General features: G+C 37.8%; 13 protein-coding genes. 4 read left to right on the top strand and 9 right to left on the bottom strand.

Annotated features, from left to right (window positions below; genetic code table 11):
* Positions 1–32: 32 nt before the first annotated feature.
* Genes ACWNCI_RS15975 through ACWNCI_RS15965 form a run of 3 tightly spaced genes read left to right on the top strand, consistent with a single transcriptional unit; the run spans position 33 to position 1888 of the window.
* Positions 33–455: a deoxycytidylate deaminase gene (locus ACWNCI_RS15975; RefSeq protein ID WP_042720726.1), complete on the top strand. Its 423-nt coding sequence runs from the start codon at positions 33–35 to the stop codon at positions 453–455.
* A gap of 6 nt (positions 456–461) precedes the next feature.
* Positions 462–1373, top strand: coding sequence for a site-specific tyrosine recombinase XerD (gene xerD, locus ACWNCI_RS15970; RefSeq protein WP_346983421.1), 912 nt, complete (start codon positions 462–464; stop codon positions 1371–1373).
* Positions 1373–1888 carry an NUDIX hydrolase gene (locus tag ACWNCI_RS15965; RefSeq protein WP_449389058.1) on the top strand — a complete coding sequence of 172 codons (516 nt, stop codon included), beginning with the start codon at positions 1373–1375 and terminating at the stop codon, positions 1886–1888. Before xerD ends, ACWNCI_RS15965 begins: the two co-directional genes overlap by 1 nt.
* Before the next feature lie 87 nt (positions 1889–1975).
* Here the strand turns inward: ACWNCI_RS15965 and ACWNCI_RS15960 are convergent, their stop codons facing one another.
* The 9 genes from ACWNCI_RS15960 to ACWNCI_RS15920 form a co-directional block, all read right to left on the bottom strand.
* A complete protein-coding gene (locus ACWNCI_RS15960; RefSeq protein ID WP_449389057.1) occupies positions 1976–2434 on the bottom strand; it encodes a heme-binding domain-containing protein in 459 nt (152 codons plus the stop codon).
* A 2-nt stretch (positions 2435–2436) separates the two neighbouring features.
* Positions 2437–4182, bottom strand: a complete 1746-nt coding sequence (locus tag ACWNCI_RS15955; protein WP_449389056.1) for an Ig-like domain-containing protein — start codon at positions 4180–4182, stop codon at positions 2437–2439.
* A gap of 25 nt (positions 4183–4207) precedes the next feature.
* The gene (locus ACWNCI_RS15950) at positions 4208–5464 is read right to left on the bottom strand and encodes a serine hydrolase domain-containing protein (protein ID WP_449389055.1); all 1257 of its coding nucleotides are present in this window, start codon (positions 5462–5464) and stop codon (positions 4208–4210) included.
* A gap of 139 nt (positions 5465–5603) precedes the next feature.
* Positions 5604–6533, bottom strand: coding sequence for a 2-hydroxyacid dehydrogenase (locus ACWNCI_RS15945; protein WP_449389054.1), 930 nt, complete (start codon positions 6531–6533; stop codon positions 5604–5606).
* Between the two features lie 143 nt (positions 6534–6676).
* Positions 6677–6982: a GxxExxY protein gene (locus tag ACWNCI_RS15940; RefSeq protein ID WP_449389053.1), complete on the bottom strand. Its 306-nt coding sequence runs from the start codon at positions 6980–6982 to the stop codon at positions 6677–6679.
* An 87-nt stretch (positions 6983–7069) separates the two neighbouring features.
* On the bottom strand, positions 7070–7594 hold the full coding sequence (locus ACWNCI_RS15935) for an acyl-CoA thioesterase (protein WP_042720718.1): 525 nt from the start codon (positions 7592–7594) through the stop codon (positions 7070–7072).
* Entirely contained in the window at positions 7582–8352 is a 771-nt protein-coding gene (locus tag ACWNCI_RS15930) for a hypothetical protein (protein ID WP_449389052.1), read from the bottom strand. The genes ACWNCI_RS15935 and ACWNCI_RS15930 overlap by 13 nt, the downstream gene beginning before the upstream one ends.
* Positions 8353–8661: 309 nt before the next feature.
* Entirely contained in the window at positions 8662–10767 is a 2106-nt protein-coding gene (locus tag ACWNCI_RS15925) for a TonB-dependent receptor (protein WP_449389051.1), read from the bottom strand.
* 297 nt (positions 10768–11064) lie between these two features.
* Entirely contained in the window at positions 11065–11862 is a 798-nt protein-coding gene (locus tag ACWNCI_RS15920) for a WG repeat-containing protein (protein WP_449389050.1), read from the bottom strand.
* Positions 11863–11964: 102 nt separating this feature from the next.
* Between ACWNCI_RS15920 and ACWNCI_RS15915 the strand changes: the two genes are divergently transcribed.
* Complete coding sequence (locus tag ACWNCI_RS15915) at positions 11965–14232, top strand: aconitate hydratase (RefSeq protein ID WP_449389049.1); 2268 nt, start codon at positions 11965–11967, stop codon at positions 14230–14232.
* Positions 14233–14252 lie beyond the last annotated feature (20 nt).

Genomic DNA, 14252 nt, shown 5'->3' with positions numbered 1-14252 from the left:
ATACAAATTATTTCGAAAATCAATGCTGCTGTATGAATAAGTTTGATAAAGCTTATCTAAAAATGGCTCAGGAATGGGCAAAACTCTCCTACTGTAAACGAAAGCAGGTAGGAGCTCTTATCGTAAAAGATAGGATGATTATTTCAGATGGTTATAATGGTACTCCTTCAGGATTTGAAAACTGCTGCGAGGACAATGAAGGAAAAACACACTGGTACGTACTCCATGCGGAAGCCAATGCCATTTTAAAACTGGCAGCTTCCACTCAATCTGCAAAAGGAGCCACGCTGTATTTAACGCTCTCTCCGTGCAAAGAATGCAGCAAACTGATTCTGCAGGCGGGAATTACCAGACTTGTGTATATCAATGAGTATTCGGATGACGACGGGATATCATTTTTAAGAAACCATGGAATTGAAATAGAACAAATTTCGGACTGTGAACTAAAAAAATAACACAACATGACTTGGGATGAAAAAATTAAGGATTTTGAAATCTTTCTTCGTTTCGAAAGAAATTTTTCAGAAAACACTCTCGACGCCTACATTCGGGATATCAAAAAACTAAAGGAATATGCAGAAGAAGATCTGGAAAATACAGGTCCGGACACTATTACATACGAAAATCTGCAGGAATATATCTTTAACCTCTCCAAACAAAAATTCAGCGAGCGTTCTCAGGCCAGATGGATATCTTCTATCAAAGCATTTTTCAAATATCTTGTAGAAGACGAATATCGCGCCGACAACCCCTCTTCATTACTGGAAGGTCCGAAACTCGGCCTTTATCTTCCTGATACATTAAGCCTCCTTGATATTAATAAAATCATCGGCGCCATTGAATTGAATTCTGATCTCGGAAAGCGAAATCAGTGTATTATTGAAGTGCTTTACGGCTGCGGTCTCCGCGTTTCGGAACTTATAGAACTGAAAATTTCCAACATCAACTTCAGAGAGCATTATATTAAAGTCTTAGGAAAAGGAAATAAAACACGCTTTGTCCCTTTAGCAGATTATACCGCCAAATTGTTGCGAAACTACATTCTTGAAGTAAGGTCTAAAATTAAGGTGAATAAAAAGCATGAGGATACTCTGTTCCTGAACAGCAGAGGAACATCCATGTCCAGAGTGATCGTATTTTTAATCATAAAAGAGCTGACCGATAAAGCCGGGGTGAGTAAGAAAATCTCTCCTCATACCTTCAGGCATTCTTTTGCAACACATCTGCTGCAAAATGGCGCAGATCTTCGTTTTATTCAGGAAATGCTGGGACATTCCAGCATTACGAGTACGGAGATCTACACACACCTTAAAACAGAAGAACTCCGGGATGTCATACTGACTTTTCACCCGAGAAATATTAATACAGTCTAATGAAAATATTGAAATATTGCCCAAACTGTGGTAAAGAATCTCTGAACTGGGACGGCGAAAAGAAATGGAGCTGCCCAAACTGTGAATTTCGTTTATATAATAATGTTGCCGGAGCCGTGGCTGTGGTGATACGATACAACAACGAAATTTACCTTACACGAAGAAACAGAGACCCTAAAAAAGGGAAGCTTGACCTGGCAGGTGGATTTGTCGATCCGCGGGAAAGTGCTGAAGAAACCTGCAAAAGAGAGCTTTTTGAAGAGCTGCAGCTTAATGTTGATATTTCAAATCTAAAATACCTGACGAGTCTTCCGAATGTTTATCAATACAAAGAAATTGATTATAATACGATTGATCTCTTTTACGAATATAATGTCACCGAAAAATTTGAAGTAAATCTTGATACTTCGGAAATTTCGGAAGCAGTCTGGATTCCTTTAAAAGAACTCAATCTGGAGGATCTTGCTTTTGATTCTCAGAAAAAGTTTTTTAAAGAATACCTGAAAACTGTATAATATTACTTTACATATCCCGCAGAACATACAAACTTTCAGAGGTTTAGAAACAATTCTGTGATAATTTGTATAATCTGTGGGATTATATCAATAGGTTTTTGACTTCAACATTTCATCAAAATACTGTATCAGCAATGCTCTTTCAGCATCGGATAAATTGGCTTCTTTATGATAGACAATATAGCCGGGCATTGGCATTGTTTTATTTTGAATTGTCTGAATAGATTTATCCAGCATACTTTCTTTCAGCTCTTTATTGTATGTACCCCAAACGGAGAAATTAAGATGTTCTCTCCCTTCATTGACATGGCTTTTCACAGACCAGGAAATGGGAGCCACATAGGCATATTTAGGATATACCGTTTCATTTGAATGGCAATCGTAGCAAGCACCTTTGATAAGTTGTGCAATTTTTTGCGGTGTCTTTTTTACATCGACAAAATTTACCTTATGATCAACAGGCTTATTCACTTTGTCAGTCGGAATAAGTTGAATCAGAGCAAAACCTACTACACACCAAAACAGTATTTTTTTAAATGTTTTCATTGTTACCGTGTTGGTGTCAGTAAGGATTTATCAGAACTTAAATCCATACTCGTGCTATTTTTGGCGGGTGTTTGGGAATTGTCCGTTTTTGGAGTACTCAGTTTTGAAGTATCCAGCACTCTTGTATCTTTGAGATCCCAGTTTTCATTGCTGTCCCATAAAGGTCTTACAATCGCTGTTTTGTAATAAATATAAGAATCTTCCGCAAACACATCATTTGCAAAATCTGCTTCATCCCAATATTTATTCTCATTATTATCAACCAGTATCCTCACGATGTATTCACCAGGCTTGAGAATATCAAATTTAACATCGCTGCCTTTTGTATATTTCTGATAAAGAACCTTATCTGAAGGATCTACCAACTGAATCCAATAACTTGAAGTCGGCACATTTTCCAGTTTAAAGGTCAGACTTCCATAATTTTCAATCTTATCAGCTTCAAAATCAAAACGTTTTGATTGATAATTTTTGGCATAAAAAGATGAAACCGTTTCTTTCGGAACTGTAAGCTGATATTTCTTTCCTGAAACAAAGTCAGCACTTACAAGGATCTGATAAGGATTCGTTTCAGAAATTTTTGCAGTAAAAGGTAATGTATTCAGACTGTCTCCTGCCATTCTGAAAATCCATTTATCCGTATTGATTGTATTGATATAATAGTTTGAACTTATTTTAAAATTTTCTTTCGGAGGGAGCATTCCGCCACCGTTATCACTATTTATATCCATAGTATTCTTCGCATTGTAGCGGTAAAAAAGAGAAGCATTATAAAGCGTATCTTTTTTAGTTCCGGCATTATATCCGAATTTCAGATTTTCGACTCCTGTTTGCCCGATATTGCTTTTTACGGCATCAAACCAAATTCTTACCGTATCTGATTTTGGTTTATGGGTCACCTTATAATCCGTAAGTTTTTCGTTTAATGATTTCACTTTCACACTATCCGGCCGGCCTTCGAAAGCCATTGAAACACCTCCGGGAGCCTCCTTCATTTCAAGATATTTTACCGGTTTTTTAGATGGATAAAGCTTTAAATTTAACCCTGAAATAGATTTTTCCACAATCACAGGATCTTTCTGAAATCCTACCTTTTCTTTTCCGGGATCGTAGACTGAATTTCCGTTTTCATCTTCATAGGCAATGACCCTGTATTTTCCGGGAGCAAGATAATTCAGCTCGTAATATCCATCGTCATCAACTTTTGTGATATAATATGGTTTTTGCTTATAATCAATCGTATCCTTTACCGGGTAAAGTCCTACAACAAATTTATTCTCAGTTGCTTTTTTAATGGAAAGTGCATCTCTTACCTCTCCGCTGATGTAGAGATCATCCAATTTTTCGCCTGTAGAGAAGGCAAAATTAAAATACCTTAAAATATTATTCTCATTATTATCTGCAATAGCGTTTCCGAAATTGAAATTATATGTTGTATTGGCCTGCAAAGTATCTTTCCACTGAATAAGAATAAACTTATTCGCAATATTTGAAGGAATGATTCTCGTAATATTTTTAATAGGAGGAGAAATACTGAGGTTTTTATTGATGTCTTTCAGCGTGACATATTCGTCGAAATCAATTCGCAGTTCTTTAATATCCCGGGGAACATTGATTCGCGTAGTATCTATATTTGAGCCTAAAAACTTGGGAGCCAGCGAATCTTTCGGACCACCTACAGGCGAACCTACCCTTGCGCAAGATTGCAAGAGAAAGCCAATGACCAATAATAAAAGAAGTCTTTTCATGAACATGTTTACGCAAAAATAAACATTATTCTCCATAAACTTCACCATGTCCTTTCAATGTGTCTTTATCATCACTCATAACACTGTGTAGTTTATCTTTCTGAGCAGGGAAATCTTCAAACAATCCGGAAAGAGCAAGGGCAGTGTACACCTTGCCGGAATATCTGTTTCCAATGGCAATAATCGTTACTTTTGATTTCAGCAGGTGTGCAAAAACTGAGTTTGTTCCGTGCCACCAGCCATTGTGATAGGTAAGCTTTTCACCGTTATCAAAAATTTTCATCCTGAAACCCAAACCGTAGTTATTCATCCCAAATTTTTCGTTGCTGTAAGGTGTGAAAACCTGTTCCATCAATTCCGGTTTCAAAAAATCTTTCGAAAACATAGCTTTGGAAAAATTATAAAGATCTCTTGGTGTCGTATAAACATTTTTATCTCCGTAAATCAGATCCAGTCGGTCTAAAGGATACAATCTTTTTCCACCGTAATAAAATGACTGCGAAGCCGTAGGAATATCTTTTTCCTGAAAAATAAAGGTGTTCTTCATCTTCAGCGGATCAAACACCATTTCTTTCATGGCCTGCGGAAAAGGTGTTTTTGTTATTTTTTCAATCAACAGCGCCAGCATAGCAAAATTTGTATTGCAGTACATAAAACCTGTATCCGTCTCTCTTGCCAGATCAGGTTTATATTTAATAATCATATTTAAAACATCCTGATTGGTAATGAAAGGTTTGGAAAGCTCAGCAGGGGCCGGCTGTATTTTGGTGATAAAGTACTCATATTTCGGAAGACCGCTTCTCTGGTCAAGTAACGTTTTAACGGTTACATTCGGATAAGGAAATCCCGGGAAAAACTTAGTCAGATGATCTGAAAGCTGTATTTTACCCGCTTCCACAAGTTTAAGCATAGCCATTGCCGTAAGTGTTTTTGAGACAGAAGCTACGTGTAGCGGAGTGTTTTTATTAATAGGATTCTGGTTACCTTCTCTCGCAAATCCTCGATAATTTTCATAAAGAATATCATCTCCTTTTGCTACCAGAATTCCACCGCTGAGATCTCCTCTTTCCCATACTCTTTTATAATACTGATCGATATATCTTGTAAGTGACAATTTATCAGGAATCTGACTATCTTCTTTTGTAAAAACTTTGCTTAAATCTACATTTCCGTAATTGGGAAGAGCGGTTGTATTTTCACCAGCCGTTTCCTGAGTTTCAGATTTGTTTTTGCATGAAATTAAAGATAAAAAGACAGTGATAATAAGTATAAAAGTACGCATCTTACGAGTTTCAAAAATGAGCGGCAATTTAATAAAACTGAAAATAACTATTAAAGAATGACTCCGAATTATGAATTATTTAACATAATAATAAAGCACAGAAAACGCACTTCAAATCCTAAAAGCTAATGAAGCTATTTTAAGCAAATTGTGCTACAATTTTATCAACGATTATCTGCGCAAGCTTTTCCTTGCTTTGGATAGTCCACCCGGCGATGTGTGGCGTTACAATTACTTTTTCGGATTCAAGGAGAAACTGCAGATCTTCATTTTCAGTCTCAAGCTTTTCGAAAGATGATTTTTCATATTCCAGAACATCAAGGCAGGCTCCTTTTACTTTGCCTTCTTTTATCGCTTCTACGAGACTTTTTGTTTCTACATTTTTTCCTCTGGCAGTATTTACGAAATAAAAATCATTTTTCATGTCTGATATAAAAGGTCCGTCGATAAGATAGTACGATTCGTCAGTCAACGGAATGTGAAGGCTTAGGACCTCTGCTTTTTCCTTGAGCTCTTCAAGAGAAACCTGTGTAGCGTATTCATCAGAAAGATTCGGAAGAATATCATGGAAAATCACTTTACATCCAAAACCGGAAAGCCTCTTTGCCGTTGCTTTTCCCATATTTCCATAGCCGATAAGGCCTACTGTTTTACCTAATAGTTCATCGCCCCTGTTTTCTTCACGAAGCCAGATGCCATTTTTAACTTCCTGAGAAGCAATAAAAAGGCGGTTCATAAGAATCAGCAACATTCCGACAACATGTTCAGCCACGGAATCCCTATTTCCTTCCGGAGAATTGATCAGTTGAATTCCAAGTTCTTCAGCTACAGGGATATCAATATTTTCCATACCCGCTCCTACTCTTGCAATGAATTTCAGATTTTTTGCCTTTTTTAAAAAGTTTTTGTCTAAAGGAATTCTACTTCGAATGATAACACCTTCATAATCATAAATTTTCTCACAAACCTCATCATATGAAGACGTAAAATCTTCTTCAAGAATAAAATTTTTAGCTAAAAGCTGTTTGGTAATCAGAGGATGATTTTTATCAAGAAGTAATATTTTCATATTTTTATTATAAACACTAATGACACTAATAGTTTTGCACAAATGGCACTAATTTACAATTTGCCGTTAATTACTCTTTTTACGCCATCTTTAAATTGATGAGTATTAAAATTAATGAGCATTCCAAGTCTGCAATTACTCAATCAAAGATATGTAAGAATCTGAGCTAAATGTACGTCGTTCAGTAACTCTACTGATTTTATTTCCAATATAAATTTATTCTCAACAAACAGATCTAATCTGTAACCTACATTCAATTTAACATCTTCATAAATTAACGGCATTGGTTTTTGTTTTTCTACAAAAAGACCTTGTTTCTGAAGTTCATAAAACATACATTCTTCATAAGCATTTTCCAACAATCCAGGACCTAAGATTTTATGTATCAAATAACCAGATTCATATACAATTTTCGAGATTTCATTTTCAGAAATAACATTTTTCATCATATTTAAATTACGAAATACACTATTTTCACATTAATGACAAGATTAATTATTTGTGGAAATTTGTGTAAAGATTTGTGTTTTTGTGTTTTAATTAGTCGGTTCCTGGAAAAGCTTTTTAAGCTCAATCGATTCAGATGGTTTCATTCTTCCGGAAAGAATCAGAGAAAGTTCTTTTCTTCTTAAAGCTGCTGCATATCTTTCTTTTTCCAGATCTGTTTCCGGTTCCATATGGGGAATTGGGATCGGACGATTGAACTCATCCACCGCCACAAAAGTGTAAATACCTTTATTGGTCTGTATTTTTTTGTGATTGATGGGGTCGTCCAGCCACACATCTACATAAATTTCCATTGAAGTAGAGAATGCTCTTGAAACTTTGGATTCCATCACTACGATTCCGCCTTCAGGAATCGGATGATCGAATGAAACATGGTTCACTGAAGCAGTTACTACTCTTCTCTCACAGTGTCTTGTTGCTGAGATGGATGCGCATCGGTCCATCCTTGCCAACAGTTCGCCTCCGAATAGATTCCTTAGTTGATTGGTATCATTGGGAAGGACGATATTGGTCATCACCGTCAGGGATTCTGACGCTTTTTTTATTTTTGCCATTTCTTCTTAGTGTTATTTGTCGGTGCCGGAGTCTTTGCCGTACTTTTCGCTGCGGGCTTACTATTATGGTTCATCACAGTATCCTTTTTCAGGGAATCCGCGACAACCGGCGGTGTAATTGCGTTTATTTTCGCAGTATCTTTTGGAATCCTGTGCGTCGTGGTCTGCACGGAAACATTTGCTTTATCAAAAGATTTTTTACCGAAAAGGAGTTCCTGTTGTGTATAAGCTACGTACAGAATTCCCAAAACAGGAATAATGATAAGAAAGATCCAAAGAATAGATTTATTAAACCGGTAATCTTTTTCAGAATTTTTAACAACGGCAGTTTTAGATTCTTTGTTGCTGATATCTGAAAATTTAATTTCCTCCAGACCATAGAAATCGGGATGATCCGACTGAAGCCTGTTTCCTTTAAAGTGAGTTTCGCCGTCTTCAATAAATATGGTGCCCAATCCCTGAATCTCCAGCATTTGATCGGCCTGCAGTTTTTTCTTCCAGAAATCGGTCTGGATCTGCAGATCTGTTCCCGATGCTTCGAGAGTCATCTGCTTATGACCGGCGATAAAAGCAGCCAGATCCTCAGACTTCACCCGGTAATCCGGAATGTACACAATTTTGCTTGCAGGAGGAAGAATGCTCCCATTTTCGGAATTGATAATTGCCTTGGAGTTTTCTAACGAAAATACCCCAAAATCCGGAACAGTAACGGTTCCGAACTGTTTCAAATATTCTAAAATGTAAGCTGAAATATTCATTTGGTGGCAAATTTATGACTTTTTCATGACTTTTTGTGAGATTTATTTTCAATGCATTGGTAACCATTTTGACTTCGAGAGCCTCTGCCGCTAAATACCGACTGCCACCCTACCCCCGATAGAAACAACATCCTTTTGGGTTGCGGCCGGAGCATAAACTGAAGGTTTATGAACGTGGTTCAGGAGGCCGTAACCAAAAAGATATAGTGGATAGCAGGATAAAACTCCTGATAAAAAAAAGACTGCCGAAGCAGTCTTAAAAATCTAACTTTACTTTTTACTATAATTATTTCAATATAGCCTGATTGATTACTGAATTTTCCAGCTGATCCCGAACATAAAATTCGTACCTGCCTGAGAAAAATAGTAGGGAGATCCATCGTACACAGCACCGTTGTTCACATATTTTTTGTTGAAAATATTATTGACCAGCAGCTTGAGCGCAATGTCATTATTATGAATTTTGAATTTGTATTGAACATTAAAATCAGTCAGAAAATAATCTTTCAGCTGAAGATTCTGATCTTCGGAATTGTCAAGATACTGTTTTCCGACATACTGATTGGTGAGGGCAAACTGGAAATTTTTATCAGGATTAAATCTGATTCCAAGATTAGCAATAATATCCGGAGAGAAAGAAATTTGTGTGTTCCCCAGATCCTGAACGCCACTTTCATTTTCCACTTTGAAGTCTAAATTGCGGTTGTTGCTGAAACTTACATTTCCGGTAAGCTCCCATTGCTTGGAAAGTTTAGCCAAAGCTCCCAGCTCAATCCCGCTGCGGAAACTTTTCCCTGAATTGGTCCTGATGAAAGCGCCTACATTATTCAGCTCACCATTCAGAACAAGCTGATTAACATAATACATATAATATACATTCGCCGTAAAAGATACGGGGCCGAATTGTTTTTCAAGACCGGCTTCAAAATCGTGAAGTTTTTCTGCTTTTACATCGTTGTTTGCCAAAAGGTCGTCACGATTCGGCTCACGGTGGGCATGGGCGTAGGAAACAAAGATTTTTCCATTGCCAATTTTATAGTTGACCCCAAATTTAGGATTGAAGAACAGCCAGTTTTTATCTAAATTAGCTCCTTCGTCATCTCCTGAGGTAATGATCTTCGTATTATAATCAACATTTCTCAACTGAAGATCTCCGAAGAATTCGAAGTCATAAACTCTTACCAATGCTTTTGCAAAACCTGCCACTTCATTTTTAACCGATCGGTTTCTGTAATATTCATGTTCATCGATCTGCGGAATGAAAACTCCCGTTACATTTCCGAAATGTCTTCCATAGTATTGATTGGCCACTGCGCCGAAGTTCAGGTCAACAATTCCCAGTTTTCCATACAGGGTTGACACCATTCCGTAGAAATCGTTATTCAGCCATTTCTTTCTGATAAAGTCTGAATATTCTTCCCCATTAAAATCCGACAAATTATATCTGGCAAATGGATCGCCCTGCTTATAATTTTCGTAATATCCTTTTCCTTTTGTATAATGGAAAGTGGTTTCAAGGTTCCATTTATCATTAAACTTTTGCTGCCAAAGCAACTGATAATGATTCTGTCGATAGTTGTCTGTCTCATTATCGTAAAAGCCTACAATATTTTCCCAGTTGGCATCGTAAATCGCCCCGGAATAATTGAATTTGGGATCGGTGTCCCAGGTTTTCCTGTCGATTCCGTTCCAGGCCTGGTAGGTTTTTTCTTTACCTCCGAAAGCCATCAGGCGGATTCTGGTATTCCCTTCCTCATATAAAGCCGTGAAGTTATATGAATTCAGTTTTGAAAAAGCCCTGTCGATATATCCGTCGGAATTGATATGCGCATATCTTCCCATCACAGAAAGACGGTTTCCCCAGAATTTTCCGGAACCTATTTCAGCTGAATATTTATAAGTATTAAATGATCCGTAGCTGTCATCTGTTTTTACATAAAACTTGTCTTCCGGATCTTTTGAAAGCACGTTAATGCTTGCTCCGAAAGCCGCGGCTCCATTATTCGATGTTCCCACACCCCGCTGAATGACAATTTGTGATGCAGAACTCGTAAGATCAGGAACATTCACAAAGAAAGTACCCTGACTTTCAGAATCATTATATGGCACTCCGTTCATCATCACATTGATGCCGCTTCCCGAAACACCACGAATCCTGAAACCGGTATAACCAACTCCGTTGCCCGCATCGGAAGTTGAGATAATGGAAGTCTGATTTTTAAGAAGAATCGGAAGATCCTGCCCAAGATTTTTACTGTCTAAATCTCTTTGAACGTTGACAATCTCTTTGGCAACAGGAAGTCTTTTGGTAAAATTAACGGCTTCAATTTCCTTTATTTGTAAGGAATCGCTATTCTGTGCCTGGATAAAGGCCACTGAGCCTACGGTAAGACCTAAAAAAAATAATCCTTTCATTCTATAAATTTTAACATTTAATGAATAAAAGGGGCGGATTAAAATTAATGTAAAAATGCACCAGTTTACCAGTCTAACAATAAGAATTGGTATATTGTTACACTGTTCTATTGTTACATTTTTTAAATTCCCTAAACAGCATTACCCGTTCCAGGTTCATTGGGTATAATCTCAGCTTGTGACAGCACCCCTTTATATCTGCTGCAAAAGTATGAAAATATTGTCAGAGTTTTTCACCAAACTCATCAATTTATACTATTTTCTTAAACTAACCCCCAACTTTCAGGATACTTACCTCTAATATGTCTTGTTATTTGAATCAATATAATAATAATTTTTACCGTCTTTGGAAACATCAAACATTTTCCCGAGCTTCCAGCTGAAGTTGCGTTTGATGTCGTCATACTCAAAAGGAATGATGATTCTGTTGTGAACATCAATAACTCCAAACATATTGTTTTTAGAGGCAACGATCATCGGATTGGCCACATCATCGCCTTCAAGAATAAAAAGATAATCATATTGAGGATAAATCTGAAACTGCCTGTAATCTGCCGGATCTTTAAAAGTATCTTTCTCAATGATTCCGTAGAATCCGTTTAAAACATAAGCCTGATAAAGCTGTTGTGTATATTCTTTGTGTACACATCTGCCAAGATCTTCCTGCTTGAAACGGTACACTTTTTTTCCTTTTTTATCTACTCTATACGAGATTTCGTCCTTCTCTACTGTTGCATATTCTGCCGTTCCGAATTTTCTTAGTTTTTCATTCGGAGAATTCAGCAGGTTGCAGTCTTCATAAAAGAAAACCGCGATATGATACTCGGGCTTTATGACAAATCTTCTTTTCTGGTCGACATACCCGAAATTACCGTCTTTCTTTTTTGGAATTAAAAGAGGAAGGTCCTCATTAACAACAGGTAAAACAGTATTTTCCTTAGCAACAATCACTTTCTTTTTTACAGGTCCTTTTTTTGGAGCTGATTTTTGAGAAAATACAGTAACCGAAATCAACAAACTTAGAACCTGAATTATATTTTTTACACCCATACTGCCTGCAAAAATACGTTGAAAAATAGAAATTATAAAACTCATATTTATAAAGAATCTAAATAATATAGCCCCTATAAAATATTAAAAATTCGTACTTTTGGGAACATTTATAATTGTTTGATAATTTTAAAACGTTTTTGAGATATGACATTTGATATCGATATGATCAAAAAAGTGTATGAGCGTTACCCTGAAAGGATTGCAGCAGCAAGACAGGTGATGGGAAAACCTCTTACATTATCAGAAAAAATATTATACACTCACCTTTGGGAAGGAAATGCCACACAGGCACATGAAAGAGGAAATTCTTACGTAGACTTCGCACCGGACAGAGTAGCAATGCAGGATGCAACGGCACAGATGGCGCTTTTGCAGTTTATGCAGGCCGGAAAAACAAAGGTCGCTGTTCCTTCAACAGCTCACGCCGATCACCTTATTCAGGCAAAAGTAGGCGCTGATAAAGATTTACAGGAAGGTATCAATAAAAACTCGGAGGTTTTCAACTTCCTGAGTTCTGTTTGTGATAAATACGGAATCGGCTTCTGGAAGCCGGGAGCAGGAATCATCCACCAGGTAGTATTGGAAAATTATGCTTTCCCTGGAGGTATGATGATCGGAACTGACTCTCACACGGTAAACGCAGGAGGTTTAGGGATGGTGGCTATCGGTGTAGGTGGCGCTGATGCAGTAGACGTAATGGCTGGTATGGCATGGGAACTTAAAATGCCTAAGCTCATCGGGGTAAAACTTACCGGAAAAATGTCAGGATGGACTTCTGCAAAAGACGTTATCCTTAAAGTAGCAGGTATTCTTACCGTAAAAGGAGGTACAGGATGCATCGTAGAATATTTCGGTGAAGGCGCAGAATCTCTTTCCGCAACAGGAAAAGGAACAATCTGTAATATGGGTGCTGAGATCGGTGCTACGACTTCTACTTTCGGATATGATGATTCTATGAGAAGATATCTTGCTTCTACCGGAAGACAGGATGTTGTGGATGCTGCAGACCAGATTGCAGAACACTTGACAGGTGATGCTGAAGTATATGCAAACCCTGAACAATATTTCGACCAATTAATAGAAATCAACCTTTCTGAACTTACCCCTCACTTAAACGGACCTTTCACTCCGGATTTGGCAACTCCTGTTTCTGAATTCAGAGCAAAAGCAGAAGCTAACGGATGGCCTTTAGAAGTTGAATGGGCATTGATAGGATCTTGTACCAACTCTTCTTATGAAGATTTATCAAGAGCTGCTTCCATCGTGGAAGATGCTGTTGCCAAAGGCGTAAAACCTAAAGCAATCTTAGGAATCAACCCAGGTTCTGAGCAGGTAAAATATACCGCTGAGAGAGACGGATTCTTAGACTCTTTCAGAAAATTCGAGAACGCAAGAATATTTACCAACGCTTGTGGACCATGTATCGGACAATGGGACAGAGAAGGTGCTGAAAAAGGAGAGAAAAACTCCATCATTCACTCTTTCAACAGAAACTTTGCAAAAAGAGCAGACGGTAACCCAAATACCCACGCTTTCGTAGCTTCTCCTGAAATGGTGGCTGCGGTAGCAATCTCCGGAAGATTAGACTTTAACCCGATTACAGATACTTTAACCAACGAAGCGGGTGAGCAGATCAGATTAGACGAGCCAAAAGGTTCTGAATTACCGGCAAAAGGTTTCGCTGTGGATGACAACGGATACCAGGCTCCATCTGAAGACGGATCTCATGTTATGGTAAATGTAAGCCCTACTTCAGACAGACTTCAGTTATTAGAAGAGTTCCCTGCTTGGGACGGTAAAAATATTGAAGGTGCTAAAGTTCTGATCAAAGCTTTCGGAAAATGTACAACCGACCATATTTCTATGGCTGGGCCATGGTTGAAATACAGAGGCCACCTTGACAATATTTCCAACAACATGCTGATCGGGGCGGTAAACGCTTACAACATGGAAACCAACAAAGTAAAAAACCAGTTAGATGGTTCTTACGGAGAAGTTCCTGCTGTACAAAGAGCTTATAAAGCTGCGGGAATCCCTTCAATTGTTGTAGGAGACCAGAATTATGGTGAAGGATCTTCAAGAGAGCACGCGGCAATGGAACCAAGACATCTTGGAGTAAAAGCAGTATTGGTAAAATCATTTGCAAGAATCCATGAAACCAACCTTAAGAAACAAGGGATGCTCGGATTAACGTTTGCCAATGAAGCCGATTATGATAAAATCCAGGAAGATGACACTGTTAATTTCCTTGATCTTGAGCAATTTGCTCCTGGAAAACAACTTACATTAGAATTCGTACACGCAGACGGATCTAAAGACATCGTTATGGCAAACCATACCTACAATGATCAGCAGATCGAATGGTTCAAAGCGGGTTCTGCCCTAAACCTGATTAAGCAACAAGAAAATTAATTGTTAGATTTAATTAATGA

Source organism: Chryseobacterium lineare (assembly GCF_977014045.1).
This window is presented reverse-complemented; position numbering and strand designations above follow the sequence as displayed.

Excerpts from the sequence above, each read along its gene's own strand:
- ACWNCI_RS15975 (WP_042720726.1), top strand. The coding sequence starts at position 33 with ATGAATAAGTTTGATAAAGCTTATCTAAAAATGGCTCAGGAATGGGCA.
- xerD (WP_346983421.1), top strand. The coding sequence starts at position 462 with ATGACTTGGGATGAAAAAATTAAGGATTTTGAAATCTTTCTTCGTTTC.
- ACWNCI_RS15965 (WP_449389058.1), top strand. The coding sequence starts at position 1,373 with ATGAAAATATTGAAATATTGCCCAAACTGTGGTAAAGAATCTCTGAAC.
- ACWNCI_RS15960 (WP_449389057.1), bottom strand. The coding sequence starts at position 2,434 with ATGAAAACATTTAAAAAAATACTGTTTTGGTGTGTAGTAGGTTTTGCT.
- ACWNCI_RS15955 (WP_449389056.1), bottom strand. The coding sequence starts at position 4,182 with ATGAAAAGACTTCTTTTATTATTGGTCATTGGCTTTCTCTTGCAATCT.
- ACWNCI_RS15950 (WP_449389055.1), bottom strand. The coding sequence starts at position 5,464 with ATGCGTACTTTTATACTTATTATCACTGTCTTTTTATCTTTAATTTCA.
- ACWNCI_RS15945 (WP_449389054.1), bottom strand. The coding sequence starts at position 6,533 with ATGAAAATATTACTTCTTGATAAAAATCATCCTCTGATTACCAAACAG.
- ACWNCI_RS15940 (WP_449389053.1), bottom strand. The coding sequence starts at position 6,982 with ATGATGAAAAATGTTATTTCTGAAAATGAAATCTCGAAAATTGTATAT.
- ACWNCI_RS15935 (WP_042720718.1), bottom strand. The coding sequence starts at position 7,594 with ATGGCAAAAATAAAAAAAGCGTCAGAATCCCTGACGGTGATGACCAAT.
- ACWNCI_RS15930 (WP_449389052.1), bottom strand. The coding sequence starts at position 8,352 with ATGAATATTTCAGCTTACATTTTAGAATATTTGAAACAGTTCGGAACC.
- ACWNCI_RS15925 (WP_449389051.1), bottom strand. The coding sequence starts at position 10,767 with ATGAAAGGATTATTTTTTTTAGGTCTTACCGTAGGCTCAGTGGCCTTT.
- ACWNCI_RS15920 (WP_449389050.1), bottom strand. The coding sequence starts at position 11,862 with ATGAGTTTTATAATTTCTATTTTTCAACGTATTTTTGCAGGCAGTATG.
- ACWNCI_RS15915 (WP_449389049.1), top strand. The coding sequence starts at position 11,965 with ATGACATTTGATATCGATATGATCAAAAAAGTGTATGAGCGTTACCCT.